The 17,201-nt window shown below is 61.0% G+C and carries 19 protein-coding genes; 11 read left to right on the top strand and 8 right to left on the bottom strand.

The features are described 5' to 3' along the window. Nucleotides 1–132: 132 nt before the first annotated feature. From N2245_RS09085 to N2245_RS09075, 3 genes are read left to right on the top strand one after another with little or no spacing between them, the layout of a single operon-like run. Complete coding sequence (locus N2245_RS09085) at nt 133–558, top strand: hypothetical protein (protein WP_494536420.1); 426 nt, start codon at nt 133–135, stop codon at nt 556–558. Between the two features lie 57 nt (nt 559–615). Beyond that, nucleotides 616–1,350, top strand: a complete 735-nt coding sequence (locus N2245_RS09080; RefSeq protein ID WP_494536419.1) for an ABC transporter ATP-binding protein — start codon at nt 616–618, stop codon at nt 1,348–1,350. Continuing rightward, nucleotides 1,350–2,582 carry a DUF7224 domain-containing protein gene (locus N2245_RS09075; protein WP_494536418.1) on the top strand — a complete coding sequence of 411 codons (1,233 nt, stop codon included), beginning with the start codon at nt 1,350–1,352 and terminating at the stop codon, nt 2,580–2,582. Before N2245_RS09080 ends, N2245_RS09075 begins: the two co-directional genes overlap by 1 nt. Here N2245_RS09075 and N2245_RS09070 read toward each other — a convergent pair. Next, complete coding sequence (locus N2245_RS09070; RefSeq protein ID WP_494536417.1) at nt 2,575–2,745, bottom strand: hypothetical protein; 171 nt, start codon at nt 2,743–2,745, stop codon at nt 2,575–2,577. The two genes, N2245_RS09075 and N2245_RS09070, sit on opposite strands and share 8 nt — an antisense overlap. A 46-nt stretch (nt 2,746–2,791) precedes the next feature. On the opposite strand from N2245_RS09070, the gene N2245_RS09065 reads away from it, so the two are divergent. Next, complete coding sequence (locus N2245_RS09065; protein WP_494536416.1) at nt 2,792–3,172, top strand: hypothetical protein; 381 nt, start codon at nt 2,792–2,794, stop codon at nt 3,170–3,172. Nucleotides 3,173–3,257: 85 nt separating this feature from the next. Then, nucleotides 3,258–4,331, top strand: coding sequence for an aldose 1-epimerase family protein (locus N2245_RS09060; protein ID WP_494536415.1), 1,074 nt, complete (start codon nt 3,258–3,260; stop codon nt 4,329–4,331). A gap of 62 nt (nt 4,332–4,393) precedes the next feature. Here N2245_RS09060 and N2245_RS09055 read toward each other — a convergent pair whose 3' ends face one another. Genes N2245_RS09055 through ssuE form a run of 5 tightly spaced genes read right to left on the bottom strand, consistent with a single transcriptional unit; the run spans nt 4,394 to nt 8,748 of the window. Next, nucleotides 4,394–5,197 (bottom strand): ABC transporter ATP-binding protein, encoded by an 804-nt coding sequence (locus N2245_RS09055; RefSeq protein ID WP_494536414.1) that lies wholly within the window; start codon nt 5,195–5,197, stop codon nt 4,394–4,396. 11 nt (nt 5,198–5,208) lie between these two features. Beyond that, the gene (locus N2245_RS09050; protein WP_494536413.1) at nt 5,209–5,988 is read right to left on the bottom strand and encodes an ABC transporter permease subunit; all 780 of its coding nucleotides are present in this window, start codon (nt 5,986–5,988) and stop codon (nt 5,209–5,211) included. Beyond that, nucleotides 5,985–7,142: an FMNH2-dependent alkanesulfonate monooxygenase gene (gene ssuD / locus N2245_RS09045; RefSeq protein WP_494536412.1), complete on the bottom strand. Its 1,158-nt coding sequence runs from the start codon at nt 7,140–7,142 to the stop codon at nt 5,985–5,987. The genes N2245_RS09050 and ssuD overlap by 4 nt, the downstream gene beginning before the upstream one ends. 27 nt (nt 7,143–7,169) lie before the next feature. Next, nucleotides 7,170–8,168 (bottom strand): sulfonate ABC transporter substrate-binding protein, encoded by a 999-nt coding sequence (locus tag N2245_RS09040; protein WP_494536411.1) that lies wholly within the window; start codon nt 8,166–8,168, stop codon nt 7,170–7,172. Between the two features lie 10 nt (nt 8,169–8,178). Next, nucleotides 8,179–8,748 (bottom strand): NADPH-dependent FMN reductase, encoded by a 570-nt coding sequence (ssuE, locus tag N2245_RS09035; protein ID WP_494536410.1) that lies wholly within the window; start codon nt 8,746–8,748, stop codon nt 8,179–8,181. A 157-nt stretch (nt 8,749–8,905) separates the two neighbouring features. Between ssuE and N2245_RS09030 the strand changes: the two genes are divergently transcribed. Continuing rightward, nucleotides 8,906–9,367, top strand: a complete 462-nt coding sequence (locus tag N2245_RS09030) for an RrF2 family transcriptional regulator (protein WP_494536409.1) — start codon at nt 8,906–8,908, stop codon at nt 9,365–9,367. Here the strand turns inward: N2245_RS09030 and N2245_RS09025 are convergent. Next, nucleotides 9,364–10,080 (bottom strand): P-loop NTPase family protein, encoded by a 717-nt coding sequence (locus N2245_RS09025; RefSeq protein ID WP_494536408.1) that lies wholly within the window; start codon nt 10,078–10,080, stop codon nt 9,364–9,366. The genes N2245_RS09030 and N2245_RS09025 overlap by 4 nt on opposite strands. A gap of 196 nt (nt 10,081–10,276) precedes the next feature. Between N2245_RS09025 and panD the strand changes: the two genes are divergently transcribed. After that, complete coding sequence (panD, locus tag N2245_RS09020) at nt 10,277–10,663, top strand: aspartate 1-decarboxylase (RefSeq protein ID WP_494536407.1); 387 nt, start codon at nt 10,277–10,279, stop codon at nt 10,661–10,663. On the opposite strand, the gene N2245_RS09015 is transcribed toward panD, so the two are convergent. Beyond that, entirely contained in the window at nt 10,660–11,691 is a 1,032-nt protein-coding gene (locus N2245_RS09015; RefSeq protein ID WP_494536406.1) for a LacI family DNA-binding transcriptional regulator, read from the bottom strand. The two genes, panD and N2245_RS09015, sit on opposite strands and share 4 nt — an antisense overlap. Nucleotides 11,692–11,906: 215 nt before the next feature. Between N2245_RS09015 and N2245_RS09010 the strand changes: the two genes are divergently transcribed. From N2245_RS09010 to N2245_RS08995, 4 genes are read left to right on the top strand one after another with little or no spacing between them, the layout of a single operon-like run. Continuing rightward, nucleotides 11,907–13,346, top strand: a complete 1,440-nt coding sequence (locus tag N2245_RS09010) for an ABC transporter substrate-binding protein (RefSeq protein WP_494536405.1) — start codon at nt 11,907–11,909, stop codon at nt 13,344–13,346. An 18-nt stretch (nt 13,347–13,364) separates the two neighbouring features. After that, entirely contained in the window at nt 13,365–14,285 is a 921-nt protein-coding gene (locus N2245_RS09005; RefSeq protein ID WP_494536404.1) for a carbohydrate ABC transporter permease, read from the top strand. 13 nt (nt 14,286–14,298) lie between these two features. After that, the gene (locus tag N2245_RS09000; RefSeq protein ID WP_494536403.1) at nt 14,299–15,201 is read left to right on the top strand and encodes a carbohydrate ABC transporter permease; all 903 of its coding nucleotides are present in this window, start codon (nt 14,299–14,301) and stop codon (nt 15,199–15,201) included. Between the two features lie 34 nt (nt 15,202–15,235). Beyond that, the gene (locus tag N2245_RS08995) at nt 15,236–17,140 is read left to right on the top strand and encodes a glycoside hydrolase family 127 protein (RefSeq protein WP_494536402.1); all 1,905 of its coding nucleotides are present in this window, start codon (nt 15,236–15,238) and stop codon (nt 17,138–17,140) included. Nucleotides 17,141–17,201: the final 61 nt, after the last annotated feature.

Below are 17,201 nucleotides of genomic sequence, written 5' to 3'. Positions count from 1 at the left end.
GGCAAGGTCTCAATTACTGCCCAGCGAATACAAACTAACACCAAGATAAGTATTGACAATACATATTTATATCATTTATCGTTATAATGTAGTTACCTACCCGCGCAACCTGCAAGGAGAAAGGAGATTAGCATGATTAGTCAACTGCGCCTTACGGGTGTGGTCCTCTTGACTCTGGCAAGCTCGATGCTCGCCGGATCTGCCCACGCGGAGGGCAGGTGGACATCATGGATAGGAGGAGCCAGGGTGGGTTTTGAGTCGCGCTCCTGGCACGATAACAACTCAGATAACGTCAACACGAAGATCACATTCAGTACATGCCGAGACTCAACCCCCTTCACTGACCCCAACGACTGGGCAGATGTCAGGCTCTACCGTGAGATACGTTTCAGACCGGACGCCATAGTTGGCACCAAGAGGCTGTACTGCTGGAACTCGGCCTCGGGCTTCTACGGGGACGTCGAGGAGGGGGACTACCACTTCACCATCACGGACTACAGCGGGCCGAACGAGGACTGGAACACCCTGGACGTGAGGGCTGTAGAGGTCGTCTACTAGCAACTAGGAAACGCTCATGGTAGCATACAAGGCAAGGAAGACTTGCTAGGAGCTGCGATGTCCCTTCGCTTTGAGAGCTTGACCTACGGATATTCTCGGAAGAAGAGGGTGTTCGAGGACTTCTCCTGGGAGGTCCAGCGGGGCCGCACGGTATTGCTTGGGCCTAACGGAGCAGGCAAATCTACGCTGATAGGGCTCGGCGCCAACGCACTCACACCGAAGGCCGGCAGAGTGAGTCTAGGAGAACTCGACCCCCGACACATTCGCCATCGTGCCCGCTACAGGAGGTTGGTGGGCTGGATGCCCCAGCAGATCAGGGCCGTGCCGGGGCTGACGGCGCGCGAGCAGGTAGCTTACGCAGGCTGGCTCAAGGGACTCTCCAGGACCGAGGCGTGGCAGAGGGCGGGGGAGGCGCTGGAGATGGTGGACCTGACGGCGCTGGGCGACTCCAAGGCCAGCACTCTCTCGGGAGGGCAGCTGCGCAGGGTGGGGCTGGCACAGGTGCTGGTGCACTCCCCCCAGGTGTTGCTGCTGGACGAGCCCAGCGTTGGCCTCGATCCCGCACAGAGGGCCAGGTTCCGCGACATCCTGACGAGACTGCCTGGAGAGCTGGCGGTGTTGGTCTCCACGCACCAGGTGGACGATCTGTCAGAGGTGTACGATCGGGTGGCGGTCATCACCGAGGGCAGGATAGTGTTCGAGGGCCCGGTCGGGGACTTCATGTCGCTGGCGCCCGACGGTCCCCGGAGGGCGGAGGTAGCTTACGCCGTGCTGCTGGGCGGAGAGCACTGATGCGCTGGCGAACGGTTCTGAGGGTCAGCCCCGCCAGCTGGCTGCTGCTCCCGATGGTCGCGGCCGCCTGGGCTTACGCCAGAACGATCGTGGCCGAAGGGGTGTCGGCCGATCCCTATCCGCTGGCCTGGACGGCTGCTGGAGAAGGCGTGTTGGTCTGGGTGGCTTCAGCGTGCGCGGGCCTGTGCGCCTGGGAGGGCGGTCGGCTGCGCAGAGCCCGGTGGTGGGACAAGCCACATGCGCGCTCCAAGCTTACGATAGCTGCCTGGAGCTGCGCGCTGCCCTGGACGGTCGGCATGTGCGCTATGCTGTTGGCCACGGGCTACCTATTGCTGCAGAGAGGGGTGCACGTGCCGGACTGGCGGGTGCTGGGCCTGATAGCCATACAGATTACCTGCTACTCGTTGCTGGGCTTCGCGCTGGGCGTGTGGCTGCCGTTGGTCCTAAGCGTGCCGCTCTCCATGCTCCTGGTGTGGACCTGGCTGGCGCTGCCCGTGGGCATGGAACCCGTATGGCTGCGACACCTCAACGGCAGCGGCCTGTTCCTCTGCTGCAGCGCGGAATGGGACCTGGCCCCCAAGGCCGTGCTGGCCACGGTCCTGGTCACTCTGGGAGTGGGCGCCTCAGCGATGGTGCTCATGACCATCGCCCGTTGGAGGTGGCTCGCGGTGGTCCCCCTGGCGATCGCGTTGGCGTTGGCCGTGCCCCTGGTGCGCGGCTTTGGATATGTGCCGGTCGTGGCACGGGATCCATCGCTGCTGAGGTGCGCCGGATCGCAACCCAGGGTATGCGTGTGGCCCGAGCACGCGGGCATGCTCCCCAGGATACTGAGCATGCTGGCCCAAGCCAGGGAAGCGTGGGCTTCCCAGGGAGTGAACCTGCCTGACACCCTGACTGAGGGGCAGGCCAAAGGACCTGGCGAGGCGGAGTTTGACACCAACGTCAAGACCGACGACGTCAGCCTCAAGCTGTCGCTGGCCTCGGCCGTGGTGGGAGCCGATCCGAACTGCGAGAGCGAAGAAGCCTTCGATGCCGGCATGCGGGCCACCTTCTGGCTGGGAGTGAAGGCGGGGATACCGATCTCGGAGATCGCCAAGCGTTACCAGGACCCAAGCACGTTCTCCGAGATCAGGCAGGTATCGAGATGGAACCCCCAAGAGCAGGCGTCCTGGCTCAGGGAGCAGCTGGCGGCCGCCCGCAGCTGTGGTCCTACCCAGGTGAGGGTCAGGTGAGCCTCTGGCTGAAGACCAGACGAGCGCCCCTCAGCGTCGCCCTCGTGCTGCTGCTGTCGCTCGCGGTCCCGCCGCTGTCAGGCTTGTACCTGCCCATACCCAATCTATTCGGGGGTACAGCCGACGTGCCGGTGGTGCTCATCCTCCCGGTAGGGGTGGCCATCACCACGTGTTGGAGCCTGGCCGGAGGATATACGCTGCTTGAGATGGTGTCGAGCCGTCCGGTGTGGTCGCTCGACACGCTGTGGGCGGTGTCGTTGGCGGGGTTGTTCCTGCTCGTCTGCCTAGCAGAGAGCGCGACCGCTGGACCGCCCCTGGCGGTGTCGGCCGGCAGGAACGCCCTGGGTTACCTGGGACTCGCGTTGATGGGCCGACAGCTGTTGGGCAAAGAGGCCGGCGCAGTGCTGCCCACAGCGTTTTTGCTGCTCACCGCCATGTTCGGTACCACCCCCTATAGAGAACCCCAGCCCTGGGCCTGGCCGCTTCATCCCGCCAACAGCCCCATTGCGTGGGGGCTAGCGATCCTGCTGCTGGTAGCGGGGGCTTGGCTCTCGGTCAGGAGCAACCCTCCTATCTGTGGGGAGGAGTGAGGGCTAGAGCATCTCTCTTCTGTAGCTCACCCACGAGGTTGTGCTATCATCGGTGTGCACGCAAGCCACACAAGGAGGGATGCTCATGACTCAGTTGTACGGTAGGGACTACTCCAAGGATGAGCTCGAGAGGATGACGGGCTACATGTTTCAGCTGGCAGGGGTACAGCTTGGGGAGATCACAGACGGTCGCGCTCGAGGCATGCGGGTGGCAACGGTCCGGACGGGCTCAGGGCTCACGTTCCAAGTCCTGCTCGATCGAGCGATGGACATATGGCAGGCTGAGCACTCGGGCAGACCGCTGGCATGGCTGCATCCTGCGCTAGGGGGGCCGGCGCTCTACGAGCCCCAAGGGGATGGCTGGGGACGCACCTTCGGCGGGGGACTGGTGACCACCTGCGGACTCATCCACTTCGGACACCCAGAGGTGGACCAAGGGGAAGAGCTAGGGCTGCACGGGCGCATCTCCCACTGCCCGGCCGAAAACGTGCACATCCACGAGGGCTGGGAGGGCGACAGCTACAAGATAGAGCTCCAGGGCACGGCCCGACAGGCTGTGCTCTTTGGAGAGTACCTCACCCTGGAGAGATCTATCACCACCCATCTGGGAGCCAACTCTCTCGTGCTGAGGGACGTGGTCCATAACGACGGCTACCGCCCCACGCCCCACATGATCCTCTACCACTGCAACTTCGGCTTCCCGGTGGTGAGCCCCGACTCCCAGGTGCTGGTGGAGGACGAATCCGTGAGGCCCAGGGACGAGGACGCGGAGGCCGGAGCTCATCGCTGGCACCTCTTTGAAGCTCCAAGAGCTGACTTCCGCGAGCAGGTGTTCTTCCACAAGCCCAAAGTGGGATCTGATGGCCTAGTGCGCGCAGCCATAGTCAACCGCCAGATGGGTTTCGGGGCCTTCCTGCGGTACAGAGCCAAGGAGTTACCCTGCCTAGCGCAGTGGAAGATGATGGGCACCAGGGACTACGTCTGTGCACTCGAGCCTGCCAACTACTGGGAGACACCGCGCCACGTGCTGCGGGAGGAGGGAAGGCTGAGGCACCTAGAGCCGGGGGAGACCGTAGAATACGAGATCGAGATAGGGGCCCTGCCTACGGAATCAGCGGTAGCAGCCTTCGAGGAGGAACTGAGGGAGTCCTTAAAATAAGTTTGGGGAGGGAGTTCCTCCCCAACGATAGTCGGCAGCCTTAGAGGACAAGGGGGAAACCTCTAAGAGCTGCCAAGGCTGACGGCTACCTGCTCCACCGGCAGAGGTGGTTCGGCATGCGCGGGCAGCGGCTGGGCACCTCCCTGCATTACCCTAGACAGCAGCCTCTCTTTGATGAGCCCGAACCGCTGGTCGCCCCTCTTGCGGGGACGGTCAAGGTCCACCCATTCATCAAGGGCCACCCTGCCGTGCTCCAGCAGCACCACTCGGTCGGCCAGGGCCACGGCCTCCTCCACGTCGTGGGTCACCATGATCGCCGTGAAGCGCCCCCGCCACCAGAGGGACTCCACCAGTCCTTGCATCTCGATGCGGGTCAGGGCATCCAACGCCCCCAGCGGCTCGTCGAGCAGCAGCATAGATGGGTGCGAGAGCAGCGCCCTGGCCAAAGCCACGCGCTGCTTCTGCCCGCCAGAGAGCTGGGCAGGCCAGTCGCGCTCGCGCCCTGCCAAGCCAACGTGCCGCAGCATCGCCTTGGCCTCCTCCACCGGGGCGCCCTTACGACCCAGGGCAACGTTATCCAGCACCCTCTTCCATGGCAGCAGCCTGGCGTCCTGGAACATCACCCTGGCTGCGGGGTTCCTGCCGCTCAGCGGCTTGCCGTTGATCTCGATCCAGCCCTGATCGGGACGCTCCAAACCCGACAGCAGTCGCAGCAGGGTGCTCTTGCCGCAGCCGCTCCTACCCACCACGGCCACGAACTGTCCAGGTTCTATCTCCAGGTCCAGCCCCCTCAGCACCTCGTTGCTCCCAAAGCGCTTGCGGAGGCCCTGCACCTTGATCCATGCACCGTATTCCACAGCAGTCATCTCCTTACCTCCTAAGCTTTCTGGTAGGCAGGATGCCACCTCAGCATCTGCCTCTCCATCAACCTCGCGACCGTATCGGCCAGCTTGCCAAGCACCGCGTACAGCAGTATGCCCATCACGAGCACATCGGTCTGCATAAACTCTCGGGCCTGCATGGTGATGTAGCCTATGCCGGAGCTGGTAGCGATGGTCTCGGCCACGATCAGCGTGAGCCACATGACACCTAGGGCGTAGCGCACGCCCACCAGGATTGAGGGCAGTGCTCCCGGCAGCACTATGTCTCGGAATATCTCCCAACGGGACAACCCATATACCTGCCCCATCTCCAAGAGTCCCAAGTCCACGTTCCTGATCCCGTGGTAGGTGTTGACGTACACCGGGAACAGCACACCCTCGGCTACCAGGAAGAGCTTGCCCTGCTCACCTATCCCGAACCACAGGATCACGAGGGGGATGAGGGCCAGATGAGGGATGTTCCTGATCATCTGTAGGGTGCTGTCGAGCAGGCGAGAGAGGGTAGCAGACAGCCCGTTGATCACGCCAAGCGTGAACCCCAGCCCACCACCTATGGCGAACCCGAGCAGAGCCCTGCGGGCGCTCACCGCCATATCCGTCAGCAGCTGGCCGCTCTCGGCCAACTTCCACGCGGCCAAGAGCACCTTGGAGGGCGGCGGAAGGATGCGGGCGGGCAGTACTCCCGCCCACCCTAGGGCCTCCCAGATGACCAACAGGAGGGCCGGCACCACCCAGCCCGACAGCCCAGCCAACCTGCGCCAGAGGAGCGTGATCATCGGCTGGCCTCCTGCTTGCGGTCGTTGCGGATCAAGCCCCCCTCGGCCACGATCTCGCCTATAGGACCGTAGTAGTTAGTGTAGTTGTAGCCCTCCAGGCGCTTGTGGAGGCCAAGCAGAGGGAACACCAGCTCGGCGAACCTGTGGGCTTCCTCGAGATGGGGATAACCCGAGAAGATGAAGGTATCGATGCCCAGGGCCTCGTACTCGCGCATGCGCTCCACCACCTGCTCGGGGTCGCCAACCAAGGCTGTCCCAGCACCTCCTCGGACCAACCCCACACCAGCCCAGAGGTTCGGGCCGATGCGCAGGCCGTCGCGCTTGCCGTTGTGCAGCGCTGCCATCCTGTGCTGGCCGTGGGAGTCCATCTGGGCGAACACCTCCTGGGCACGGGCGATGGTGTCATCGTCCAGCCTGGAGATAAGCCTCTCGGCGGCCTCCCAGGCCTCGCTCTCGGTCTCGCGCACGATCACGTGCATGCGGATGCCGAAGCGCACGCTCCTGCCCTGCTCCCAGGCCAACCGACGCACGGAATCTATCTTCTCCCTCACCTGCTCCGGAGGCTCACCCCAGCTCAGATACATGTCCACATGCTTAGCGGCCACCTGTTGGGCTATAGGCGATGACCCCCCGAAGTAGAGCGGCGGGTGGGGCGCCTGCAGCGGCGGGAACAACAGCCTGCCTCCCTTTACCTTGATGTGCTTCCCCTCGAAGTCCACGGTGTGCCCACTCATGATGGAGCGCCACACCGTCAAGAACTCATCGGTCACCTCGTAGCGCTCGTCGTGATCTAGATGCAGCCCGTCACCGGCTAGCTCTTGTGGGTTGCCGCCCGTCACGACGTTGATCAGCAGGCGCCCACCCGACACCCTATCGAAGGTGGCGGCCATCCGAGCGGCCAGCGTCGGCGATATCAGCCCTGGCCGTACAGCCACCAGGAACTTCATGTGCTTGGTGAGCGGCAACAATGATGAGGCCACTATCCATGCGTCCTCGCAGTTGGCCCCGGTGGGCAGGAGCGCTCCCTCGAAGCCGAGAGCGTCGACCGCCTGAGCTATCTGCTTGAGGTAGTCGAAGTTGGAGGCTCTGCCAAGATAAGATGTGCCTAGATACCTACCATCTCCACCTGTGGGTATGAACCAGAACACGTTCATCTTCAATACTCCTTTCTAGCTAAAGAACTACTTCTGATACTCCGGTAAAACTGCGTCTTGGACGTTGATCTTCTTGGGGATAAGCCCTAGGCTGTAGAACAGGTCGGCCAACTCCTGCTGTTCCCGCACGATATCGTCGCTGACGGGGATTATGCCATACACCCTGCGCTGCTCCATCTGGCGCTGCACAGACTCGTCCACGCCTGTTTGCGACGACACCAGCTTGGCCACCTCATCCCTGTGCGCCTCCGACCAAGACTCCGTATCCTGAATCTCTTTGAGAATCGTATCCACGGCATCTTTGTGCTCCGAAGCGAACTTGCGGGATGCCAGGTAGAAGGACCTATTGGCCAGGCCCGCGGACTCGCCATCGGCTATGGCCCTAGCACCGGTCTCCGACACCTCCATCTGGTAGTAGGGATCCCAGATGGACCAGGCGTCCACGCTGCCACCCTCGAAGGCAGCCTTGGCGTCAGAAGGTGTAAGGTACACAGGCTGGATATCGCTGTACTTCAGTCCTGCCTTCTCCAGCGCCTGCACCAGCAGCGCGTGCGCGCTCGAGCCCTTCTGCACGGCCACCTTCTTCCCCTTCAGGTCGGCCACGGACTTGATCTTAGAAGTTTTGGGCACTATGATGGCCTGGGTCTTCGGGGAGGGCTTGGTGGCAGCTACGTACACCAGGTCCACCCCAGAAGCCTGCGCAAAGATCGGGGGAGGCGCTCCGGTCGTGCCGAAGTCTATGCTGCCCGCACCCAAGGCCTCCAGCAACGGCGGACCTGCCTGGAACTCAGTCCACTGGAGGGTATAACCCAGCTGCTTGAGGTCCTGCTCTAGGGTGCCGTTGGCCTTGAGCACCAGCAGGGAAGATGAGCCTTTCTGGTAGCCAATGCGCACGACCTTGCCACCAGAGGACGATGATCCAGAAGAGGATCCAGAATCAGAACTCTGTACGGTCTCGCCACAACCCGCGAGGGCTAACCCTATAAACAGGGGTAACAACAGCCAAACGTAAAGTAGCTTTCGCATGTCGATCCTCCTAAGCTATCGTTTTGAGTTTACTTCTGGTGGAATCGCGCGACGTCACCACTGCGCTGCTAAGTGCTGCCAGCGCTGCAGACAAGCGATCGTCCACCTCCGGATGAAGGGTGAGAGTACCATCGGGCTGCCAACCCACCTGCGAGTCCAGGACGCACACTCCAGCCAGCACATGCCTAGCTCCCAGGGCCGACAGCACGGGCTTGAGGGCATAGTCCAGCGCCAAGCAGTGTGCCAGGGATCCCGAGGTAGTGATGGGGAGCACAGGCTTGTCCGCCAGGATACCGGGTGGCAACAGGTCCAGGAAGGCCTTGAGCACGCCCGAATAAGCTGCCTTGTATACAGGGGTAGCGATGATCACCGCCCGAGACTCCTGCACCAAACGGATGGCCTCCAACACAGAGGGACCGTCCACGCGAGCGTACAGGAGATCTGCAGGATCCAGATCGCGCACGACCACCGAGCTACAGCGCAGGCCGTTGGCCTCCAACCTAGCCCTGGCCAGCTCGAGCACCTGAGCCGAGCGGGAGGGCGTGGAGGGACTACCAGCTATGGTCACCACATCAGACATCGTATCGTACCTCCCAATATTTCTCTACTAAAATAGTAGACTTAGTAGACATTAAGAGGGTACCATCCACCGATCATCTAATCAACCCCCTGCACCCAAATATCCCTTATAATGCCTATTCAGAAGTTGCAAAATACTTATTGCGGGGGTAATAAGCTTGCACATCACAGCCAGAGCGGACTACGCCATACGAGCAGCGGTGGAGATGGCCGCACGGCACCCGGAGCCCCTTAAAGGGGAGCAGATCGCTGAAGCTCAGGAGATCCCGATAAAGTTCCTGGAGAGCATCCTCCTGGACCTCAAGCGTGCAGGTCTCGTGCGCACGCAGAGGGGCCAAGCAGGTGGCTATTGGTTAGGCCGTCCGCCTCAGGAGATATCGCTGGCGGACATCATCAGGGCAGTGGAGGGCCCCTTGGCCAACGTCAGGGGGATGAGTCCGGAGGAGATCACCTACAAGGGAAAGGCTGCTGCCCTGCGTGACGTGTGGGTCGCGCTGCGGGCAAGCATGCGAGCGGTGCTCGAGACCACTACGCTAGAGCATCTAGTGAGGGGGGAACTACCACAACAGCTAACCTACCTGCTGGAGGACCCAGATGCCTGGGTCAGAAGGGGGCGTTAATTCGTCCCGAACCTCGTGTACACTATCTGACCCGGGCGCAACCCTAGGTAATCGGCATCCTCCTTGGGAAGGACCACCTTTACGCTCTCCCCCCTCTCGGAGACAAGCGATAGTCCGACCACGGAGTCCGTCTCCCGAAGGCTCTCGACCATCATCTCGTGGGAACCAGGTATAGGTCGGTAGTCTATCTGCAACACCTGCGCCATGTCGTCGACATCGGCGTTGTTAGGGTAAGCCTCGGCAGCACATCCGGACCACACCAACCTACCCCGCCATAGCATGAAGATGCAGTCCGCAAGACCGTAGACACTGTCGTAGCTGGCTGATCCCAAGATCACCGAGGCCTCCCTATCTTTTACCCCATCGCGCAGGATATCCATCAGGGCTTGCCTCTCGGAGCGGGGCAGCGCCTCGAAGGGCAGATCGAGCAGCACGATGCTAGCCCCCTCCTCCAGGGCCTCAACGGCCTTGCGCCCAAGCTGGAGCGGCGCGTTCGGCGAGCTCTCGCGCAGCAGCACTGCCCTCCCACGCACCCTCAACATACCTGAAGTGGGGGAGCAAAGCCCAGCAATGAGCTCTAGTAGCGCGGACCTCTCAGCCTCCCGCGTGCTCACCACCGCCCCGACCCTGCCCGGACGGACCTGGAAGCTCAACCCTTCCAGTAACAGCTTGTCGTTCACTACCAAGGACACGTCCTGCAGTACAGCTAACATGCTCATCCACCTCGCAAGATTCTGATGGCAAGCATAGAACATGCACGCGCCAGGCACAACCCCGGCGCACACACAATTATCACTATTTTTCTGCCTGCATATAATTTCTTCTTATAACCAATGCTCACCACCTACCTTCACCTCGCGGCCGGAAGTACGCTAAACTGGTCACGCCTACTGCTTTCGGGAGGAAGCCATGTTCGTACAGCTGCTGCGCGCCAAGCTACATCTCGCCAGGGTAACGGGCGCCGATGTGAACTACATCGGCAGCATAACCCTGGATGCCGACCTGATAGAGCAGGTGGGCATATATCCCTACGAGCGCGTGCAGGTGGTCGACGTGGACAACGGCAATAGGTTGGAGACCTACGTCATCCCGGGGGAGAGGGGCTCGGGCATCGTGCAGCTCAACGGCGCCTCCGCCCATCTGGTACAGCCTGGGGACAGGGTGATCATCATGGCCTACTCCTACGTACCCAGCCCACCTCCACCCAACTGGCAGCCGAAGGTAGCACTGTTGGACGAAAACAATAGGATAGCTAGATGGTTGGACTCTCAGGAACCGGCGGCCGTTGGTGGCTAGGCGCTGTCGCGCACGACCAAGGTGAGTGGCACCACCTCGCTCGGAGGATCATCAGCCTCGCCAGACACGATTCCAAGCAAGCTCTCGACAGCACGCCGACCCATCTCCACCAGAGGTATCCTCACGGTGGTGAGGGGCGGCACCATCTGGGAGGCCATAGGGATATCGTCGAACCCCACGACGTCTATGTCCATCCCGATGCGCAGCCCCACCTCCGAGATCGCCACCACCGCCCCAATGGCCAAATCATCGCTGGCGGCGAATATAGCCGTGGGCGGAGTACCGCTCGTCAACAGCTCCCTAGTGCACCTGACAGCATCCCTAATCTCCCAGCTCCCGCCTACGGCGAGGACGTTATCCCCCAGACCTGCCTCCTGCATAGCACACATATAGCCTTCCAACCTTGCCCTAGCTGTGGGATACTTGAGGTCGCCCGACAGATGGGCGATGCGCGCGTGACCCTTGCTTGCTAGGTAGGCCGTGGCCCTCCTGGCGGCCTCACGATCGTCGTAGGTTATGACAGGTATGCGATAGCGAGGGTCGGGAGCGCTCTCGATACAGACGCAAGGCATCTGGGTGGAAGCTATTAGTTCCAAGATCTCGCGCGTCTGTGGGGAGTCCTCGATGAGCCTTACTATCACCCCATCGAGCCTACCACCCATCAGCAGCCTACGCAACTGTCCGACTTCCTCGCCGACTACCATGGGATACACCAGCAGGTGGTAATCGTGCTGCTTGAGCTCCTCGCTCACCCCGGTGAGGATGGATGCACAGTAGTGGGAGGTGAACACCTCAAATGGGTAGAAATCCGTGGCTATAAAGCCTATGGTGTGCGTCCTCTGGGCGCGCAGACCGCGAGCAAAGGCGTTGGGATGGTAGCCTAGCTCCTCGATCGCCTCCAACACCCGCTGGCGCACCTCAGGCGAGGTGGGCCTAGGACCGTTGTTGATGACGTAGGACACCACGGCCGTGGAGACATTGGCCCTGCGCGCTACATCCTGTAATGTCACACGTTTCTTCCGCTGCATACTATCCAACACCTAGCAAAAGAGGCCACGACATAAAGGCCAATCCATATTACCACACCGAAAGGTCTTGACAGCTGTGGTTGGCTATATTAATGTTAATCTAATCGATTAGATCTAAACATTTAGAAAAGGAGGTGAGCGGTATAGCTCTTGCCTAACAGGACCCACTTCCGTAGCAGGCAACCAACCACCATCTAGCAGGAGGAGATACAGTGATGGCTTACCATAGGTTTTCCCGTAGAGGTTTCCTTCGACGTACCGGCAAGCTGGCCCTAGGAGTGGCTTCCGCTTCGCTGCTGGCCGCCTGTGGGGCGGGCTCCGGCGGGGGTTCGGCCACCCCGGGCACATCTCCCACCACCCCATCCGGGGGGACATCACAGGGCGGCACCACCACCATCAGCATGATGGGCTGGGGTAGCCCCCTAGAGAAGCAGAACGTCCAGAAGGGTCTGGATTCATTCCAGAAACAACACCCCAACATCAAGGTCAAGTGGATCCACGTGCCCCAGGATTACGTCACAAAGCTCAAGACCGCGCTCGCTGGCGGTACTCCTCCGGACGTGTTCTGGACGGGTAACCTGGCGGACTACGTCTCGCGCGGCGTGGTGCTCGACATCACTTCTTACGTCGAGCAGGACCCAGTCATAGGCAAGGAGGACTACTTCATAGAGCCGCAGGAGAAGGAGCGGGCAACGATCAACGGTAAGTGGTTCGGCATCGGCTCCTGTTGGGTTATCCATCACCTGTACTACAACTCCGACATCCTGGAGAAGGCTGGGGTGGAGCCCCCAAGCCCGGACCCTGAGAAAGCCTGGACTTGGGACGAGTTCTTAGAGATCTGCCGCAAGCTCACCGTCGATGCCTCAGGCAAGCACCCTGGCCAACCTGGTTTCGACGCCTCTAAGGTCCAGCAGTGGGGGGTCAGCTGGCCAACCTGGTCGCTGCCACGCGACGTGTTGGTCTTCTCCAACGGCGGCGAGGCCTTTACCTCAGACTACAAGTGCCACCTGGGAGAGCCCGAAGCAATGGAAGCCATCCAGGCACTAGCGGACCTGGCAGTCAAGCATCAGGTAGCTCCACAGGCCGCCCAGATGCAGCAGCTGGGCATGAGTTCCTGGCAGATGTTGGCCTCGGGCAAGCTGGCAATACTCGTCGACGGCTCATGGGCCCTGCAGGACATCTCCAAGATGAACTTCAAGTTCGGCTGCGGAGTGCTGCCGAAGATGAAGAAGGTCGTGACCGAGGCCCAAGCTCACTGTCACGTCATCTGTAGCCGCACCAAGTATCCCGATGCCGCCTGGCAGTTGCTCCGCTTCCTTTCCTCGGATGAGTACCAGCTTGGGCTCTGCAAGGCGGGGTTGTGGCTGCCCAGCCACACCAGCCTGCTAACCGAGGACGGGCTCAAGCGCTGGATCACCCCGGGTGTCCACCCGGAGGGCTATGAGACCATAGCCACCAAGTACCTGCTCAAGTACTCCAAGAACTACTTCTACCCGGCAGGCTTCGAGCAGGCCGACCAGATCCTGACATCAGCGCTCGACCCTGTATGGATCGGGAAGATGACCGTACAGGAGGCGTTCAAGAAGACCAACGCGATCGCTCAGGTCAACCAGGTGCTGCAGCAGGCAAAGGCCAAGCTGGAAGCTCAGCTGTAGGACGGAAGGGAGGCGATTATGGCAACCGTCGCAGCTTCCAAGAGCCGCTACGCGCTCTCCATACGCACTCGCGAGGCCATATACGGTTACATCTTCATCGCACCTGCAGTGCTGGGTTTCGTGCTGTGGATAGCCGGCCCCATGCTGTTCTCAGCATGGGTGAGCCTCACTCAGTGGGACATGCTCAGCCCACCCAAGATCGTGGGAGCAGGCAACTACCGGCAGATGGTGCACGACGCCTTGTTCTGGCAGTCCCTGAAGGTCACGCTCTACTTCACCGTCGTCTCAGTGCCCCTCTTCCAGATCCTAGCCTTTGCCGTAGCTTTACTGATGAACGTGAAGGTGCGGGGCATCACGGTGTTCCGGACGATCTACTACCTACCGAGCATCGTGCCGGTGGTCGCCAGCTCGATGCTGTGGGCCTGGATCTTCAACTCCGATTTCGGCCTGCTCAACAGCCTACTGCAGGCCGTTGGGCTCCCCAAGGTGCTGTGGCTGCAGGATCCCACCTGGGCCATGCCAGCGCTAATAGTCATGAGCCTGTGGGGCATCGGCGGCACGATGCTGATCTACCTAGCGGGCCTACAGGGTGTGCCGGTGCAGCTCTACGAGGCGGCAGAGATCGATGGTGCGGGGCCATGGGGTAAGTTCTGGCATGTCACCGTGCCCATGATGTCCCCGGTGATCTTCTTCAACTTGGTGCTAGGACTCATAGGTGCCCTGCAGACCTTCACCCAGGGCTACATCATCACCAACGGCGGCCCAGGTAACTCCACCCTATTCTACGTGCTGTACCTCTACAGGCAGGCCTTCACCTACTTCAACATGGGCTATGCCTCGGCGATGGCCTGGGTGCTGTTCGTGATCATCCTAGCCCTGACCCTGCTGGTGTTTCGCTACGTAGGCAGGATGGTCTACTACGAGGACGAGTCGAGATAGCAGGAGGTATGTTATGTCCACTAGACTGCAACCATCAGCTGCCGGCGAGCTGGCAAAGAGCATCCCGCTCTACAGGGCAAGGGTCAACTATAGGCGTAGGCTGGGTAGGCTCTGCGTGTGGGTGGTGCTCTGTGCAGGCGCGGTGATCATGATGCTACCATTCCTATGGCTGATCAGCACCTCCCTAAAGGAGACGTGGCAGGTGTTTAGGTACCCACCTCAGTGGATACCCAGCCCAATCCGGTGGAGCAACTACCCCGAAGCGCTCACCACTCTACCCTTTGGCCTGTACGTGAAGAACACCTTGGTGATCACCTTGCTGAACATGGTGGGGATCTTGCTGTCCTCGTCGCTGTGTGCCTATGGCTTCGCCCGCCTACGATTTCCGGGCAGGGATATCATCTTCATGGTGCTGCTCTCCACGCTGATGCTCCCATACGCCGTGACGATGATCCCATCGTACATCATCTTCAAATATCTGGGCTGGATCGACACCTACTATCCGCTGATCGTGCCCAACTGGTTCGGAGGGGGCATATTCAACATCTTCCTGCTGCGGCAGTTCTTCCGCACCATCCCCGGCGAGCTCTCGGAGGCTGCCAGGATAGATGGGGCCTCCGAGTTCAGGATCTACTGGCAGATCATCCTGCCGCTCGCCAGGCCAGCTCTGACCGTCGTAGCTATCTTCACCTTCCTCAACAACTGGAACGACTTCATAGGCCCGTTGATCTACCTTTCATCACCCGAGAAGTACACAGTGGCTCTGGGGCTAGCTACCTTCAAGGGGTTATACTCAACACAGTGGCAGTACCTCATGGCGGCCTCCACCGTCATGATCCTGCCGGTGATAGTGCTCTTCTTCCTCGCACAGAGGTATTTCGTGCAAGGCATAGTGCTCACCGGCCTCAAAGGCTAGGCAGCCGAAGACGTTAAACAAGGAGGGATGTAAGTTGACGATCAAGCAGCAAACTAGGTCTATAGTAGTAGATACCTCCTCTAGCCCTAGGGCGCGCCTGCGTCCCGTGGCAGTGGGGGATGTCTCTCTGGGAGGTTTCTGGGCTCCTCGCCTCGCGATCAACAGGGAGCTCACCATCCCTCAACAGCGACAACACTTGGAAAGCTCGGGAGTGATGGACAACTTCCGGCGAGCCGCGGGCAAGATCCAAGGGGAGTTCAAGGGCCCGGTGTTCGCCGATTCCGACGCCTATAAGTGGCTGGAGGCAGCTTCGTGGTCGCTTGCCGGACACCCCGATCCAAAGCTGGAGGCTGAGGTGGACTCTGTCATAGCGGAGATTGCCCCCGCCCAGCGGCCCGACGGCTACCTCAACACCTACTTCACTTACGATAAGGCCGATCAGCGCTGGACGAACTTTGACCTGCACGAGATGTACTGCGCTGGCCACCTCTTCCAGGCCGCCGTGGCGCACTACCGCGCCACTGGTAAGACCAACCTACTGGATATCGCCATCCGCTTTGCCGACCACATCTGTGACACCTTCGGGCCGGCGAGCCAGGGCAAGCGCGAGGGGGTGGACGGGCATCCCGAGGTGGAGATGGGGCTCGTGGAGCTCTATAGGGCCACCGGCAACAGGCGCTACCTGGAGCAAGCCAAGTACTTCCTGGATATACGTGGTCACGGGCTGCTGGGCAGAGCCTGGGGGCACTTCGGGCCCGAGTACCATCAGGACCACCTCCCGTTCAGGGACATGAGCGAGATAGTGGGGCACGCCGTGCGCGCGGTGTACCTCAACGCGGGCGCGGCCGATATCTACGCCGAGACCGGCGACGAGTCGATCATGGCAGCCCTCCAAAGGCTCTGGAAGAACATGACTACCAAGAAGATGTACGTTACCGGGGGAATAGGCTCCAGGTACGAGGGGGAGGCCTTCGGCAGGGAGTACGAGCTGCCCAACGCTAGGGCCTACGCGGAGACGTGCGCCGCTATAGGTAGCGTGATGTGGAACTGGCGGATGCTCCTGCTAACTGCGGACCCACGCTACGCCGACCTGATCGAGCACACCCTCTACAACGCCGTCCTGCCTGGGATATCCCTTGATGGCAGCAGATACTTCTACCAGAACCCCCTAGAGGACGACGGCAGCCACCGCCGGCAGGAGTGGTTCGGGTGCGCCTGTTGCCCGCCCAACGTGGCCCGCACGCTGGCCTCCCTGTCGGGGTACTGCTATTCCACGTCGGAGGACGCGATATGGGTGCACCTCTACGCTGAAGGGAAAGCCCGTGTGACTCTGCCGGGCGGCAGCAGCGTCGGGCTCACGCAGCACACCGCCTACCCCTGGGAAGGCGAGATCTCCATCACCTTGGAGGACTCCGGCGAGTTCGCGCTGATGCTGCGTATACCAGCTTGGTGTGAAGGAGCGACGTTACGGCTCAACGACCAGCCCGTTGAGGTTGACCTAGTACCTGGCACCTACGCCCGCGTAGCAAGGACTTGGCGAGCGGGCGACGTGCTTCAGCTCACACTGCCGATGCGCGTGCGTAGGCTAGAGGCTCATCCCTACGTGAGAGAGAACTCCTGCAAGGTCGCGCTCGTCCGCGGCCCAATACTGTACTGCTTGGAAGGCGCAGATAACCCTGGCGTGGACCCGAGGGATGTGATCCTGCCCAAGGAGGCCGAGCTGAGAGCAAACTTCGAGCCCGACCTTTTGGGTGGCGTCGTGACTCTCAACGGCCAAGCCCTGGCCCGATATAGCGCAAGGGCGTGGGAAGACACACTGTATCGTCCCCAGGGATCTACTGAGTCATCAACAAGGCCTGTACAGCTGAGGGCCATTCCCTACTACGCATGGGCCAACCGAGACCCTGGGCCGATGATCGTGTGGATAGCCCAAAGGTAACATCCAGCCAGCTTGGGATGCCCGAATAGATATACTTGATGGGCATCCCAAGACATATACT

The sequence above is a fragment of the Thermobaculum sp. T2p genome (assembly GCF_059335935.1).
Note: the sequence above shows the minus strand (reverse complement) of the source record. Positions and strands in the feature narration are given on the sequence as shown.